Source organism: Variovorax sp. RA8, assembly GCF_901827175.1.
Taxonomy (GTDB): domain Bacteria; phylum Pseudomonadota; class Gammaproteobacteria; order Burkholderiales; family Burkholderiaceae_C; genus Variovorax.
Genome location: NZ_LR594662.1, coordinates 1,459,715 through 1,474,496 on the forward strand (window position 1 = coordinate 1,459,715; position 14,782 = coordinate 1,474,496).

At 70.8% G+C, this 14,782-nt stretch carries 16 protein-coding genes; 4 read left to right on the top strand and 12 right to left on the bottom strand.

What is annotated here, in order from left to right; translation table 11 throughout:
* Nucleotides 1–7: 7 nt before the first annotated feature.
* From E5P3_RS06990 to E5P3_RS07020, 7 genes are all read right to left on the bottom strand, one after another.
* Nucleotides 8–1,222 (bottom strand): PP2C family protein-serine/threonine phosphatase, encoded by a 1,215-nt coding sequence (locus E5P3_RS06990; RefSeq protein ID WP_162585316.1) that lies wholly within the window; start codon nt 1,220–1,222, stop codon nt 8–10.
* A 19-nt stretch (nt 1,223–1,241) separates the two neighbouring features.
* Entirely contained in the window at nt 1,242–1,736 is a 495-nt protein-coding gene (locus tag E5P3_RS06995) for a Rab family GTPase (RefSeq protein ID WP_162585317.1), read from the bottom strand.
* A gap of 11 nt (nt 1,737–1,747) precedes the next feature.
* Nucleotides 1,748–3,610 carry an OmpA family protein gene (locus E5P3_RS07000; RefSeq protein ID WP_162585318.1) on the bottom strand — a complete coding sequence of 621 codons (1,863 nt, stop codon included), beginning with the start codon at nt 3,608–3,610 and terminating at the stop codon, nt 1,748–1,750.
* A 103-nt stretch (nt 3,611–3,713) separates the two neighbouring features.
* Nucleotides 3,714–4,337: a hypothetical protein gene (locus tag E5P3_RS07005; protein ID WP_068677680.1), complete on the bottom strand. Its 624-nt coding sequence runs from the start codon at nt 4,335–4,337 to the stop codon at nt 3,714–3,716.
* A gap of 86 nt (nt 4,338–4,423) precedes the next feature.
* On the bottom strand, nt 4,424–4,867 hold the full coding sequence (locus E5P3_RS07010; RefSeq protein WP_162585319.1) for an ATP-binding protein: 444 nt from the start codon (nt 4,865–4,867) through the stop codon (nt 4,424–4,426).
* Nucleotides 4,868–4,874: 7 nt separating this feature from the next.
* Nucleotides 4,875–5,225 carry an STAS domain-containing protein gene (locus E5P3_RS07015; protein ID WP_162585320.1) on the bottom strand — a complete coding sequence of 117 codons (351 nt, stop codon included), beginning with the start codon at nt 5,223–5,225 and terminating at the stop codon, nt 4,875–4,877.
* Between the two features lie 193 nt (nt 5,226–5,418).
* On the bottom strand, nt 5,419–6,411 hold the full coding sequence (locus E5P3_RS07020) for a GlxA family transcriptional regulator (protein ID WP_162585321.1): 993 nt from the start codon (nt 6,409–6,411) through the stop codon (nt 5,419–5,421).
* Between the two features lie 47 nt (nt 6,412–6,458).
* Between E5P3_RS07020 and E5P3_RS07025 the strand changes: the two genes are divergently transcribed.
* A complete protein-coding gene (locus E5P3_RS07025) occupies nt 6,459–7,622 on the top strand; it encodes a DJ-1/PfpI family protein (RefSeq protein WP_162585322.1) in 1,164 nt (387 codons plus the stop codon).
* 21 nt (nt 7,623–7,643) lie between these two features.
* Here the strand turns inward: E5P3_RS07025 and E5P3_RS07030 are convergent, their stop codons facing one another.
* The 5 genes from E5P3_RS07030 to E5P3_RS07050 form a co-directional block, all read right to left on the bottom strand.
* A complete protein-coding gene (locus E5P3_RS07030; protein ID WP_162585323.1) occupies nt 7,644–8,231 on the bottom strand; it encodes an SRPBCC family protein in 588 nt (195 codons plus the stop codon).
* Nucleotides 8,216–8,962: a YceI family protein gene (locus tag E5P3_RS07035; protein WP_162585324.1), complete on the bottom strand. Its 747-nt coding sequence runs from the start codon at nt 8,960–8,962 to the stop codon at nt 8,216–8,218. The genes E5P3_RS07030 and E5P3_RS07035 overlap by 16 nt, the downstream gene beginning before the upstream one ends.
* 10 nt (nt 8,963–8,972) lie before the next feature.
* Nucleotides 8,973–9,533 carry a YceI family protein gene (locus tag E5P3_RS07040; RefSeq protein WP_162589570.1) on the bottom strand — a complete coding sequence of 187 codons (561 nt, stop codon included), beginning with the start codon at nt 9,531–9,533 and terminating at the stop codon, nt 8,973–8,975.
* 176 nt (nt 9,534–9,709) lie between these two features.
* Nucleotides 9,710–10,312, bottom strand: coding sequence for a cytochrome b (locus E5P3_RS07045; protein ID WP_162585325.1), 603 nt, complete (start codon nt 10,310–10,312; stop codon nt 9,710–9,712).
* Nucleotides 10,313–10,369: 57 nt separating this feature from the next.
* Nucleotides 10,370–11,626, bottom strand: a complete 1,257-nt coding sequence (locus E5P3_RS07050; protein WP_162585326.1) for an MFS transporter — start codon at nt 11,624–11,626, stop codon at nt 10,370–10,372.
* Nucleotides 11,627–11,723: 97 nt separating this feature from the next.
* On the opposite strand from E5P3_RS07050, the gene E5P3_RS07055 reads away from it, so the two are divergent.
* The 3 genes from E5P3_RS07055 (at nt 11,724) to E5P3_RS07065 (ending at nt 14,755) form a co-directional block, all read left to right on the top strand.
* Nucleotides 11,724–12,701: a LysR family transcriptional regulator gene (locus E5P3_RS07055; protein WP_174263044.1), complete on the top strand. Its 978-nt coding sequence runs from the start codon at nt 11,724–11,726 to the stop codon at nt 12,699–12,701.
* A gap of 90 nt (nt 12,702–12,791) precedes the next feature.
* The gene (locus E5P3_RS07060; protein ID WP_162585327.1) at nt 12,792–12,989 is read left to right on the top strand and encodes a hypothetical protein; all 198 of its coding nucleotides are present in this window, start codon (nt 12,792–12,794) and stop codon (nt 12,987–12,989) included.
* Between the two features lie 116 nt (nt 12,990–13,105).
* Complete coding sequence (locus tag E5P3_RS07065) at nt 13,106–14,755, top strand: autotransporter family protein (protein ID WP_162585328.1); 1,650 nt, start codon at nt 13,106–13,108, stop codon at nt 14,753–14,755.
* The last annotated feature ends 27 nt before the right edge of the window (nt 14,756–14,782 follow it).

Below are 14,782 nucleotides of genomic sequence, written 5' to 3' on the forward strand. Positions count from 1 at the left end.
CCGGCGCTCACAACACCATCTCGATGACGGTGAAGTCGTCCTCGAGCGCACCGGGCCCGTGCATCTCCCGTGCGAAATCCAGCAGCGTGTCGAGCTCGGACTGTCCATCACGCACCGGCCGCGCGAGCACGTCGGTGAAGTCGGAGAACGTGAGCATGGACCCGTCCGGCCGCGTGATCTCGTAGGTCCCGTCGCTGAACACGAACAGCCGCGCCGGCGACCGCAGGATGCACTGTTCGTCGCCATAGAGCGCGGCCGGCGAGAGGCCGATGCAGGGACCGCTTGCCTTCAGCGGCCGGCATTCACCGGGAGCCTCGCGCGTGCCGGGCACCAGCATCGCCGGTGGGTGGCCGGCCGAGGCGTAGCGCAGCCGGCCGGTGCCGCGGTGATAGACGCCGTACCAGACGGTGCAGAACAGCTCGTTGTGGCGTTCCATCTGGTAGGCGAGGTTGAGCGCGGCGAGCACCTCCGCGGGCCGGCGGAAGTTGGTCCGCGGCAGGGCCTCCGAGCGCAGCGTGTCGGCGACCGCCACCGACAGCAGGGCGGCGCCCACGCCGTGGCCGCAGACGTCGATCAGGTACAGCGCGAAGTGATTGGCGTCGATCCAGTGGTAGCCGAAGGAATCGCCACCCAGCTCGGTGGAGGGCACGAAGCGCCAGTCGACCGTCATCGGCTCGGACAGCGGTGCCGGCAGGATGGCGAGGACGTAGCGCTCGGCGTCGCGCAGTTCCTGCTGCAGCCGGTCGTGGGCGCGTTGCAGGGCTTCGCGCGACGCGGCGAGCTCGCGATGGGCACGGGTGAGTTCCTGGTTGGTTGCCTCGAGCTGCTCGATCAGCCTGGCTTCGCGCTGGCTGAGCAGGGTCATGTCGTAGGCCTTCTGCTGGACCCGCTGCGCTTCCTCGTGTTCCGTCGTCACATCGAGCAGAACGATCCAGACCGTGGCGTCATCCGCGAAGAAGTGGACGTCGGCCACCCGGCCGCTGGGCATTTCCATGGAACGAAGGAGAAAGGGGTTCTCCGCCAGCGGCAGCAGGCCTTCGAGGAAGGGGATCTGGTCGCAGGCGGAATCGCCGGGCTGGATACCGGCCAGGCCGTAGTGCGCCAGCTCGCCCCCGGCATGCACCAGCTTCTGCGCCTCATCGACGGCCAGGTGCGCAAGCACGCGCTGCCCATGGACCAGCACCATGAGCGAGTCGGAAATCCGCTCCGGCAGGTCCAGCATGGCCAAGGCCTGACAGGCTCTAGCGCGCCAGGAGCGCCGCCAGGTCCTGGAAGCTCGCCTCGACCCCGTCGCCGGTCTTGGCGCTGGTGCGGCGGAAGGTCCACCCCGCGGCCTGCAGGGTCTCGATCCGTTCCGGCGGCAGCGCCCAGTCCTGCACGAGGTCCGCCTTGTTGAGCAGGGCGAGGAAGGGAATGCGGCCGACCTCCGCGTTGACGCGTGACTGGATCGAAGCCGCGGTCTCCAGGGTTTCGGGCCGCGTGCCGTCCACCACCAGCAGATAGCCGGCCGCGCCGCGCAGGTAGCTCAGCCGCACCGCCGCCATGTCGTCCTCGCCGGCGATGTCCCAGAGGATCAGTGCGAGGGGCTCGGTGCCGAGGGTCATCACCTTCTTGTCGATCTTCACGCCGACCGTGGTGAGGTAGGCGTCGGAGAAGATGGTGTCGACAAAGCGGCGTACCAGGCTCGTCTTTCCGACGCCGAATGCACCGAGCAGGCAGATCTTTTTTTGCAGCATGGGGAGATGTCCTAGTCGCTGGTCCCGACCACGAAGGACACGCGCCGGTTCATCGACAACTCGTCGGCGCTGGCGCCGGGCCGAAGCGGCTCCAGCGGGCCCGCGCCGCGCACGGAGAGCAGGTTGGGGTCGATGCCCCGCGCCCGCAGCATGGAGCGCACGACCTCGGCGCGCCCGAGGCTGAGCGCCAGGTTGGCCGTGTCCTTGCCGGTGGCATCGGCGTGGCCGACGATCGTCACGCGCACCGAGAAGCCGAGGCCACGGGCCACGCGCACCAGCTCGCGCAGTTCGGCCGCCACGGTGTCGAGCTCGATGCCCTGCTCGGCCGTGGGCCGCGGGGCGTTGTTCTCGAAGGGGATGACGTGGGCCTGGATGGCGTCGCGCAGGCGGATGTAGTTCGGGTCCTGCACGTCCTTGAGGGCGCTCAGGTCCACCGGCGGAGCGCCCGCGGGCAGGCTCTGCACGAAGGCCCGCGCCTTGTCCATCCAGTGCTGCGGGGCACTGCCGTCGGCGCGAATGCCGCCCGCGTCCTGCGACAGGCTCACGGTCGGGGGCGGATTCAGGGTCGCCTGCAGGCGCTTCAGCATGATGGCCGGATGGAGCGCCTGGTAGGGTTCCCAGCGTCCGACGATGAGCGCCGGGTCCAGCTTCGCGGGTTCCAGCAGGGCTTCCGGCGGCATGGCCAGCGGGTCGCGCAGTCCGGACACCCACCACTTGCCGTCATGGCGATCGGCGCCCATCACGACGATGCCGGGTTGGTCGCGCAGCGCCGCGACGTAGTCGTCGACGCGCTGGCTCTCGATCACCCGCTGCCCGATCCACCAGCCCAGTGCCAGGAGCAGTGCCAGGGGAATGACCCAGAGCAGCGGCGACAGCCTTTTCTTCGACTCGGCCGACTGGGACCACAGGGTGGGCCGCAGCCGCTGCTGTGCACCCTCTTCGAAGGGGGTGGTATCGCCTTCGAATTCATCGAGTTCGGTGCGCCATTGGTCGTGGATGGCGGCCAGCGTCTCCACCAGGCATTCACGCAGTGCCGGGGGCGGGTTGCCGTGGATCACCGCGGCGAGGAAGGCCGATGGTCCTTCCTCGCACCACAGCAGCAGGTCGCCCAGGCGCAGGCTGTCGATGCTGCGGCCCTTGGCGCCGCCCTCGGCGGATTCGTCGAAGGAATCGCGCACGAAGTCCTGGATCGCCGAGAGCATGGCAGACACGAGCTGGGGGTCGCGTGTCGTCGCGTCTTCCGCCGCCTCGTGCGCCAGCAGCAGGCCGGTCTTGCGATGGACCAGGAACAGGTGCTCGACGCGGAACACGGCGGTGTGCCTGAGCACCACGTCGGCAAAGGCGCTGCCGCTTCGCCAGGCTTCGAGGCGCCACTTGAGGCCACGCCACGAGAGGCTGTGCTTGAGCGCCTGGTTGAGCGACTGCAGCTTGCCTTCCAGGGTCTCGGCGATGGCCTTGCGGATCGCCGGCCCCATGACGGGGTACAGGATGTCGACCATGGTGTCCGGATTTTTCCGGATCGACGCCTGGGTGGCGCGTTCGACGGTGGGGGCGAGCACCTGGCCGAGGCGCGCGTCCTGCGCCGCCAGCTCGAAGGCGGCGGGCAGCACGGCGCCCACCGCATCGGCGAACTCCTGCGGATCGTCGAACTTGCGTTGCAGCCTCGCCAGCGCTGCCTGCTCGCGTTCGAGCAGCACGTCGCGCAGCGCCTCCAGGCGCGGGTCGACCGCCGGGCGGGGAGGCAGCGTCGCGACCACCGTCGGGTCGACGCATCGCGCCAGCTCCAGCAACAGCCCGGCCAGCCGCTGGTTCGGACTTTCTTCGGAAGCACCGCCGGGCGCGCTGGTCGCGGCCAGCGGCAGGCGCGCTGTCACGTGGCCTCCTCGGCCCCAGGCTCCCGCTGCGGCCGCGCACGGCGCCCTGGCGCACCTTCGCCCTCGGCTGCGGTGCCATTCGCCCTCGGAGCGGCCGCGCGGCTCAAACGCGCTCGCCGTTGCCGCCCTTCGGCGACGTGTCCTGGTTCAGGCATTTGGCAATCTCGACGAACAGCCCCGCGAGCAGGTTGCGGTCGGTCTTGACGTTGCTGAGCTCGGAGAACATCCGCTCGATGGTGGCGCGGGTGTCTTCCTGGCGCTTGCGCATGTCGTCGCGCAGGCCCTGGACCTCATGGCCGAGGCTGTCGGTGAACTCGCGCCCCTGGCGCGCGAGCTGGTCGGACAGCTGGGCAAGACGCTTTTCCAGCGCCTGCGTCTGCTCCCGCAGGTTGCGCTCCAGCTCCTTGTCGGCGTCGGCGCGCAGGTCCTTTTCCTCGCGGAACTGGCCCGCGACCGATTCGAGCTGCTTCTTGATCGTCCCCTCGAGGTTGGTCAGGCTTCGGGACGACTCCGCCTCGAGGTCGCGCAGCCTGTGCTGGAAACGATCCTCGAGGACCGAGAAGCGCTTGTCGTAGTCCTGCATCTGGTTGCCGAACAGCAACTCGCGCATCTTGTCGACCCCCGAGGCCTCGCCCTGCCCGTTGGGCTGGGTGGCGAGGGCCGCCTGCGCGGCCAGTGCGCTCTGGGCGTCGATGGTGGGGAGGGGGGATTTGGCTGCGGTTCCCATGGCTTGTTTCCTCGTAGTGGTTGCTATGTGAAGAGTGGGGCCGTGGGGGCGGCGCCCGCGGGATGGTGGATGTCGGGGTGCCTCGGTCAGGGCGGCGCCGTCGGCCGGAAGAGGAGCGTCAGGTGATTGCGGCCGTCTTCGCGGCGGTAGTGCATGCCGTCGGAGAACCGGCGAACGATGGGGATGCCCCAGCCACCGACGTGCGCGTCATCGAGGCTGCTCGCGCGCCCCGGTTCCGGGGGCTGCAGCGGGTCGAAGGGGCGGCCCTCGTCCTCGACTTCCAGGGCCACGTCCTCGCCTTGCCACCGAAGCCGCAGGAAGATGCTGCAATGCGCCGCCTCGTCGCCGCTGCCGTGGGTCATGATGTTGGTCACCGCCTCGGTCGAGCACAGGTCGAGCTGCTGCGCGACCCGGCTCGGAAGCCGCTGGCGCTGCGCCCAGTCCTGCACCCACGCGCTCACGCGCGAGAGCTCGCGCAACTCGGAACCGACGATCAGGGAGGCCTGGGACTCCCTGTCGCTGGAGGACATCAGGGCCTCACTCGGCTCCCGCCTTCAGCGCGCTGAAGGCGGTGTCGACATCGGGGTACAGGGGAATGATCGTGTCGACCCCTGCAACCTTGAGCACATCCGCCACCAGCGGCGGGGGGCCGGCCAAGGCCATCTCGCCGCCGCGCTGCTTCTGGGCTCTCGCGTTGGTGATCAGGGCCCGAATGCCGATGGACGCCAGGAACGACACCTCGGACATGTCGACCACGGCGAGGAGTTTCCGGGTCGCGACGAGCGCTGCGAAGCGCATGTCGATCTCTTGTGTGCCGGCGCTGTCCAGGCGCCCGATCAGGCTGATTTTCTCGATGCCCTCAGCCAGTTGCTCCGTCCTTAGCTCCATGCCACCTCCGTATTGGATGTATCGATGAGCGCTGAACCGGCAGTCGTCCTCCCCCGCTAGGATCGCTCCACCCGCGCAGTTCTCTGGACCGAAGCACGGGGTGGTGAGCGTCCTGCGATCAACAAGCAGGAACTTTTGTAGGATACGCGCAAAGGTTGGCAGCGTCGACAGCCATTGGTCGTAAGCACAAGCCCTAGCTGCCCTCGCGCCAGGCCTGCGGCGTGAGGCCATGCTGCCGCGCGAAGGCACGCTGCAGCGCGTCCACCGAGTTGAAGCCGCTGTGGCTCGCGATCCGGTCCTGCGTCCAGCGCGTGCGCCGCAGCAGCTGCGCGGCTGCGGCCACGCGGGTCTGCTCGACGAAGCGAGCCGGGGTGCAGCCGGTCTCTGCCACGAAGGCGCGCGCGAAATGCCGCGGACTCATCTGCACGCGAGCGGCCAATGCCTCGACCGACAGCGCCTCCTGCGGGTGCGTGCCGATCCACGCGACCAGCTCGCGCAGGCGGTGGCTGGCCGCGGCCTGGGCCTGCAGCGTCGGGCTCAGTTGCGACTCGCCGGCGCCGCGCAGCATCGGCAGCGCCAGCGTGCGGGCGATCTCCATCGCCACCGCATGGCCCAGGTCGTCCTCGACCAGCGCGAGCGCGAGCTCGATGCCGGTGGTGACGCCGGCCGAGGTCCACACCGGGCCGTCGTGCACGTAGATGCGCTCGCGCCGCACGCGCACCTGCGGCCGCAGCGCCTGCAACTGGTCGCAGGCGCGCCAGTGCGTGGTGGCCTCGCGGCCGTCGAGCAGGCCGGCTGCGGCGAGGGCGAAGGCGCCGCTGCACACGCTCGCGATGCGGCGGACCCGGGGCGCGATCTCCGCGAGCCAGTCCGAGATGCGCTGCTCGACGATCGCCGCGCGCACGCCGGGCTCGTCGCCGCCGGCCACGATCAGCGTGTCGATCGCGGCAGGCAGTTGCCGCAGAGGGCGCGTGCCCGCGAAGCTCAGCCCTCCGTTCGTCGACACGGTGCCGCCGGCAGGCGAGGCGATGTGCAGCCGGTAGTGGCCGGGGCGCATCTGCTCGGCCTTGCTGAAGACGCTGGCCGGGCCGGCGACGTCGATCGCCTCGACGCCGTCGAACGCGACCAGCACGATGTCGCTGGCAGAAAGCGCGGCTTCTTCGTCCTTGTGGGGCAGGGCGGGCATACGTAGGCTCAGCTTCTCAGGGACATCGCAGTGACGGAAGGGCGGCCATGTGGAAGCGGGTGCGGGTGCTGATCGGGGCAAGTATTGCAGCCTTGGGGCTGGCGGGCTGCGGGGCGGGCGCACCGGAGGCGCCCGCGCAGGATGACGCGGCCACGATCGGGCGCGACAAACAAGCCTTCGTCGAGGCCTTGAAGCCGCGCGCGCCGGGCCGGCCGGTGGTCGCGTTGCTCGCCTTGAATGAAGGAACCGAGATGACCGACCTCCTGCTGCCGCATGCGGTGCTCCAGCGCGCCGGCGTGGCCGAGGTGCGGATCGTGGCGCCGCGTGCCGGCCGGGTGAGCCTGTATCCCGCTGCGCTCGAAGTCGAGGGCGCGCAGGACCTGACCGGCTTCGACCGGGTGCATCCATCCGGCGCCGACTATGTGATCGTCCCCGCGATGCGCACCGACGACGATCCCGCCGTGACGGCCTGGCTGCAGCGGCAGGCGCGGCAGGGCGCGCGCGTGATCGGTGTCTGCTCCGGCGCGCGCGTGGTGGGCCAGGCCGGCCTGCTCGATGGCCGGCGATTCGCGGGCCACTGGTACGACCGCAGCACGCTGCTGCGGCGCCATGCGGGCGCCACCTACGTGCCGAACCGGCGCTACGTGGTCGACCGCGGCGTCGCCACCACCACCGGCATCACCGCCTCCGTGCCGGCCATGCTGGCGCTGGTGGAGGCGATCGGCGGGCGGGACAAGGCCCGGGCCCTCGCGGCCGAACTCGGCGTCGCCGCCTGGGGCCCGGCGCACGACAGCGCGCCCTTCAGGCTCGATGCAGGGCGGGCGTGGACCTATGTGGTCGACAAGGCCGCGTTCTGGCGCGATGAGCGCTGGCGCGTCGAGGTGCAGGGCGGCAGCGACGACATCGCCCTGGCGCTCGCCGCGGACGCCTGGTCGCGCACCGGCCGCGTGAGCGTGGAAGCCGCGTCGGCATCGGGCCCGGTGCGGCTGAAGAGCGGGCTGGTGCTCGTCGCGCAGCCGGCGGCCGGCGGGTCGCCGCGCGTGCCGCTTTCGCCGGCGCTCCGGCCGGTGCAGCAGCTGGACCGCACGCTGTGCGAGATCGCCGAGCGCTATGGCGCGGTGCGGCGCGACCGGGTCATGCAGGAGATGGAGTACCCGCGGCCGGAGAGCGCCTGCCCGCGCGGAGCATCGTCCCCAGCCCCGGCCGCGTAGCTCGGTGCTTCGACGCGTGCCTCAGCGCGCCTTGCCGCGGACCGACGCGTCGCGGCGCACGATCTCCTGCACCAGCGCGCGGAACTGCCGGTCCATCGTGCTGCGCACGGCCATCCGGCTGACGAAGGCCGGCACCTGGAAGCCGGGCACCAGCCGGCCCGAGTAGCTCAGGCGCACCTGGTTGCCGGGCAGGCTTTCCACGGCGTAGTGTCCCTCCATCGACTGGAGATTGCCGCCGACGGCGTGCGCCACGATGCGCCGCGGCGGCGACTCGCGCACCGACAGCCGGACCTCGACCGGCTGCCGAAAGAACAGGAATGCGAACTCGCCGGTCTGCTCGATCAGCACCTGGTCGCCGTCGCGGCGGATCACGCGCGAGCTGCTCATGTCGGGAATGAAGTCGGCCAGGCGGTCGTAGTCGGAGATCACGGCCCATACCGTGCGCGGGTCGACCTGCATGTCGGCAGAGGCGGTCACGGTGATGAGCTCGCCCTGGCCGTCGGTCTCGACGCTGACCCGGTCCGCGCTCGCGGCCGACGCGCCGCGCAGCGCGCCGGTGAGCTGCAGGAGGAAGAGGGCGCCGGCACGCCGTCTCACTGCATCGACCATGGGCTCGCCGCGTCCCGGGCGCCGGCCGGGCGGGCCTGGAGGCTGAAGCGCAGGCTCAGGCGATCCTGCACCTGGATCGCGCCGCCCAGGACCGAGAAGGGCACGATGCCGAACTCGGACTGGTCGAACTCGAGCGTGCCGGCGACGTTCAGCTCGCCGTTGGCCATCGCGATGCGCACCGGGAGGTCGAAGCTGCGGGTCGTTCCGTGCAGGGTGATCGTGATGCCGAGCCGCGCGTCGGCCGTCATCGTCGCCGGGCCGCTCACCCGGATCAGCGCGAAGGGGAAGTGCTGCACCTCGAGCACCTTGTCGAGCATGTTGGCGCGCGTCGCGGCGACGTCGGCGTCGCTCGGCTGCGTGTCCAGCCCCGCTTCCGCACGCAGTGCCGGCTCGTCGACCGAGAGTTCGGCCAGGGGCAGGTACAGGTCCGCGCGGCCGTCACCGGGTGCGATCAGGCCCTGCACGTGGCGGCTGGCGATGACGTGGTCGTGCCCCAGGCGTGCCAGCGACCCGCCGCGGCGCACGGTGATCACGGCCAGCGACCGTGCGGGTTCGATGCGATAGACCGGCTGGCCCCGGGACAGCGCCTGCTCGTAGAAGGCGCGCGGGAAGTCGGCCGGGGCCGCGCGGACCGACGACCCTTCGCCGGGCGGCGCCTCGCGCCGTAGCGACGTGCAGGCTGCCAGCAGCGCGGCCAGCAGAGCCAGGGCGAGGAAAGGTCGCCGCAGCATGGGCCCTGCTTCAGGAAGCCTTGCGCAGTCGCACGCGGAACCTGATCGTCACGTCGGGGCCGATGACGTCCGTCGCCGCCCACTCGCCGGTGCCGATGCCGAAGGGCAGCCGCTTGACGGTGAACTCGCCCTGCATGCTCGCCGTGTCCGCCGCGCCGTTCCAGGTGAAGGGCACCTCGATGGCTTGCTGCACCCCCTTCAGCCTCAGCGTGCCGCGGGCGAGATAGCTGTTGGCCTGCGCGCGGCGGATTTCGGTGGCGCGGAACTCGGCCTGCGGATGGCGGGCGAAGTCGAACCACTCGGGGCCGGCGATGGCCTTGTTGATGTCCGCATTCGCCATGTCGGCGCTCGCGACGCCGATGCGGACCTCGAGGCGGCCATCGGCGGGGCGCTCGGGGTCGAAGTCCAGCCGCACCTCGAAGTCCTTGAACACACCCGGTGCCGGCGTCTTCTCGAAGGTCGCGGCGAAATCGAGCCGGCTCGCGGCCGGATCCATCTTCCATTCGGCGGCAAAGGCGGGCGGCAGCGCGGCGCAGGCGAGCAGCAGGGCGAGGCAGGCCGTGCGGCTCATCGGAGTACCTTCGCCTGCGGCTGCGGTGCCATGAGCCTTCGGAGCGGCCGTGCGGCTCATCGGAGTACCTTCGCCTGCGGCTGCGGTGCCATGAGCCTTCGGAGCGGCCGTGCGGCTCATCGGAGTACCTTCGCCTGCGGCTGCGGTGCCATGAGCCTTCGGAGCGGCCGTGCGGCTCATGAGGGGTGTCTCCGGGCCGGCAGCATCCGCGTGAGCACCTCGTCGCGCTGAATGAAGTGGTGCCGCAGCGCCGCGCCGATGTGCACGGCCAGCAGGGCGGCCAAGGCGATGCCCAGCGAGAGATGGACGGTCGCCGCGAGATCGGACGCGGCCTTGTCGGCCGCCGCGATCGCCGGCAGCGGCCATTGCCGGAAGATGCGGAAGGGCATGCCCGAAGTGGACTGGATGACCCAGCCGCTGAGCGGCAGCGCAAGCATCAGCCCATAGAGCAGCACATGGCTGGCGCGTGCCGCGATGCGCTCCCAGCCCGGCATGTGCGCGGGCAGGGCCGGCGCCGCAGGTGCGGCGAGTCGCCACGCCAGGCGCAGCAGCACCAGCGCGAGCACCAGCACCCCGATCGACTTGTGCCAGACGAAGAGGTCCAGCTTGGCCGGCGAGAGCCGCCAGGAGACCGCCAGCCAGCCGAGCGCGAACTGGACAAGGATCAGCAGCGCGACCAGCCAATGGAAGAACTTGACGCCGCCGTTCCATGCGGCGGGCGCCGGCCCTGCCTGCCGGCCGGTGTCGACGGATCTGGCGGATCTGGCTTTAGGCCGCATCCTGCGCTTGTACCGGCTGCGCCGGTTGCGTACAAGGGGCTGTGGGCGCCTTCGCCCTCAGGCCGGCTGCACGCCCGCTTGCCGTGCCGGCCACAGCCGCACGGCCAATGCCGCGCCGGCCGAGGTGGTCGCCAGCGCCGTGACGCCCATCCAGCCCCATGCGGCCAGCAGCAGGCTGCCCAGCGCCGCGCCGAGGGCCATGCCGATGAACATGCCGACGAAGAGCACGGCGTTGAGGCGGCTGCGCGCGGCAGGCTCGATGCCGTAGACCAAGGTCTGGTGCGCGATCAGCGCGGCCTGCATGCCGAGGTCGAAGCCGATCGCGCAGAGCACCAGCAAGCCCAGGCGGGCCTGCGGCTGCAGCAGCGGCGACAGCGCCATCGCGGCGAAGGAGACGACGACCAGCCCCGCCCCCAGCCGCGTGACCCATTCCGGCCCGCGGCGATCGGCGATGCGCCCGGCGAGCGGCGCGGCCAGCGCCCCGGCAGCGCCCGCCAGGCCGAAGGCGCCGGCGGCAGCAGCGCCCAGGTGGAAGGGCGCGGCATGCAGCATCAGGGCCAGGGTCGACCAGAAGGCGCTGAAGCCGATCGCCAGCAGCCCCTGCGCCAACGCCGCGCGGCGCAGCGCCGGATGACGCCGCCACAGCGTGGCCAGCGAGCCCAGGAGCGCGCCGTAGGCCAGCTGCGTCGTGGGCTGGAAGCGCGGCAGCCGCTGCCAGGCGGCCAGGCCGACCAGCGCGATGCTCGCCGCCGCCGCGACGAACACCGCGCGCCAGCCGAAGTGCTCCGCCACGAAGCCGCTCGCCACCCGCGACAGCAGCACGCCCAGCAGCAATCCCGTCATCACCGTGCCCACGGCCTTGCCGCGATGCGCTTCGGGCGCAAGCGTGGCGGCGGCGGGCACGACGTCCTGCGCCAGCGTTGCCGACAGCCCGACGACCAGGCTGAGGGCCAGCAGCACGCCGATGGAAGGCGCGACGCCTGTCAGCAGCAGCGCCGCGCCGAGCACCCCGGCCTTGATCAGGATGATGCGGCGCCGGTCGTAGCGGTCGCCAAGCGGCGCCAGCAGTCCGATGCCGAGGGCGTAGCCCAGCTGGGTGAGCGTGGGAACGAGGCCGACGGCGCGATCGGAGGCGCCAATCTCCGCGCCGAGCACGCCGAGCATGGGTTGGCTGTAGTAGAGCGACGCGACCGCCAGGCCGGCCGTCGCGGCGAGCAGCAGGAGCAACGATGCCGGCAGGGCCTGCGCCTCGACCGGGCTTGCCGGAATCGGCGCGGCGCCCACCGGAGCATGCGAACAATGAATACCAGACATGGAGTAAACCCTAGGGATTGCGTTGGAAGAGGAGTTTGAGGGCTAAGCTTCATAGGCGGTAGCCGGAAGGCCCGCACAACGGATATACGTCGACCGCATGAAAGAACACGTCGCGCCTACGGGCACCACCGATCGCATCGCGCTGATGCAGACCTTCGTCCGGATCGTGGAGGCCGGCAGCCTGTCGGCCGCCGCGGCGCAGTTGGGTTCGACCCAGCCCACGGTGAGCCGGCGCCTCCAGGCGCTGGAGCGCTCGCTGGGCGTGCGCTTGCTGCGGCGCTCGACCCATGCGATGAAGCTCACCGAAGACGGCGAGCGCTGCTTCGAGCGCGCCAAGGAACTGCTGGCGAACTGGGAGGCCTTCGAGGCCGACTTGCGCGGCACCGGCGACGAGCCAGAGGGCAGCCTGCGCGTGATCGCGCCGCATGCCTTCGGCCAGCAGCAGCTGGTCGAGCCGCTGGCGCGCTTCCTGCGCCGCCACCCGCGCGTCACCGTCGAATGGCTGCTGCACGACGACATGCAGGACTTCGTGGCCCATGGCGTCGATTGCGCGATCCAGGTCGGCGAGGTCCGCGACCCGTCGGTGGTGGCGGTCAAGCTGGCGGAGGTGCCGCGCATCGCGATCGCAGCGCCTTCGGTGCTCGAGGGCCGGCCGGTACCCAGCCATCCCTCCGAACTGGCAAGCCTGCCCTGGCTGGCGCTGCGCACCTTCTACCGCAACGAGATGACGCTCACGCACGCGGCGAGCGGCGAAACCCTGCGCTTCGCGATCCGCCCGCGCCTGAGCACCGACAGCCTGCTGGCCATGCACAACGCTGCGCTCGCGGGACTGGGGGCGTGCGTGGTCTCGGCCTGGCTGCCGATCGAGGACCTGGCCCAGGGGCGCCTGGTCCACCTGGCGCCCGAGTGGCGCGCGGCGCCACTGCCCGTCCACCTGATCTACCCTCACGCGCGCTTTCAGCCGGCCCGGTTGCGCCGCTTCATCGAGGCGATGCGGGAGGCCTTGCCCGCGATTTTCGGGATGGACGTGCCGGCGCCGGTTGGCAAGGAGGCACGGTTGCGCCGGCCGCTATAGCCGAATCGGGGCTTCCTGACAAGAGCACTTCTGAAGGAGGCGCCGCGCAGGGCTGCGCGCCACACTCCCGCCCCGAGGACCCCAGCAGCCATGACGAAGAAGATCCAGCTCAATGATGAACAGTGGCGAACGCTCGAAGCGTTGCGCGACGCTCTCGTCAAGCGGCGTCCCACCCACACCATCAAGGTCTCCAGCCGCCTGCGTTCCAACGGGCTGGTCACCACCGACCACCAGGGCGCCTGCGTGCTCACCGACCAGGGGCTCAGCCGGTTGAACCAGGGGCGCTGAGCGCTCGACCGCTTCCTCCTTTCGACTTACGTCGATGAGCGCCGGGTCGAGCCCCTGAAGCTTTCCTTCGGTCCTGAACAGAGACCGAAATCTCTCTTTTTGTCGCGTCCGTCTAAATGCGCCGCTCGAGGTTTCTAGGATTCGACGGTCGCCGATCCACCACGGGCTCACCCCTGCGGCCTGAGCATCCGGCCAGTGCGCTGGCGAGGGCCACCGCCCCGGCGGCATTGCGCTGCGCGCGCATCGCGCGCAGTCCGATCCCGAATGGCGAGGTCTTCATGAACTTCACCGTCACCGGTCCTTATGCGGGCAACAACGGCCTCCTGCGCCTGGGCGCCTTCCTCGGAGACAGCGCCAGCGCGAGCGATCGGCTGATCCTCAGCGGTCCGAGTGCCGTCGCCGGCGGGCGCACCACCGTTCAAGTCGTCAACCTCGGCGGCCTGGGGGCGCTCACCACCGGCAACGGCATCGAACTGGTGAGTGCGCTCAACGGCGCCACCACCACCGCGCAAAGCACCAAGGACGCCTTCGCCCTGCAAGGCGGCCACGTGGACGCCGGAGCGTACGAATACCGCCTGCAGCCCGGCGATGCCGCGGGCGCCGGAGAGAACTGGTACCTGCGCTCCACCAGCACCATCATCCCGCCGCCGGCGCCTCCGGCTCCTCCGGCCCCACCAGCCCCACCGGCTCCTCCGGCTCCTCCGCCGGCATCCCCGGCACCTGTTGATCCGTCACCGCTGCTGCCGCCGCCGACTCCATCGGCCGCCCCCATCCAGGTGCCGACCTACCGCGCCGAAGTGCCCCTGTTCGCAGCGCTTCCCGAGCAGCTGCGCCAGGGCAACCTGGCCATGCTCGGCAACCTGCACCAGCGCATCGGCGACGACGACGTGCGCACAGCGGCCGGCGCCCAAGGCACCGCTACAGCATCCGCCACCGGCGAGCGTCGCGCCTGGGGCCGTGTGCTCAGCACCGGCCGCAATATCCAGCAAGGCGGCACCGTCAGCCCGCACAGCGAGGGCCGCCTGAGCGGCCTGCAGGCCGGCACCGATCTCTGGACCAACGCCCACTGGCGCGCCGGCGTCTATGCCGGCCAGCTCGACGGCGACATGCAGGTCAAGGGCTTCGCCCGCGGCATCGCCAACCTCGCCGTCGGCAGCAACGACCTGCGCAGCCAGTACCTGGGCGGCTATGCGACCTATACCGACACCAGCGGCTTCTATGTCGATGGCGTGCTGCAGGCCGGGCGCCATCGCTACGAGGTCAAGCCGCAGGCCAGCCTGCGCACCAAGGGCAAGGCCAGCAGCCTGAGCGCCTCGCTGGAGCTCGGGCAGTCCTTCGCGCTCGGCGAGGGCTGGCAGATCCAGCCGCAGGCGCAACTGGTGCACCAGCGCCTGGACCTCGACGACGTGGACATCGCCGGCGCGCGCGTGCATCAGGCGCGCGACAGCAGCTGGCTCGCCCGCGTGGGCGTGCGCGTCAAGGGCGACATCGCCACCCCCGCAGGCCGGCTGCAGCCCTATGCGCGGGTGAACCTGTACCGCGCCTCGGGCGGCAACGATGTCACCCGCTTCACCAACCCGGCGGCCAGCACGGCCATCGCGAGCAGCAGGGGCGGCAGCTCCACCGAACTGGCAACGGGCTTCACCTTGGGGCTGAGCGAATCGACCAGCCTCTACGGCGAAGTGGGCAAGCTGTGGGCATCCGGCGGAGATACCCGCGTGAAGTCGCAACTCAATGCCTCCGCGGGGCTGCGGGTGCGGTGGTAGCGCCCCGTCGAAGCGCGCGATGTACAA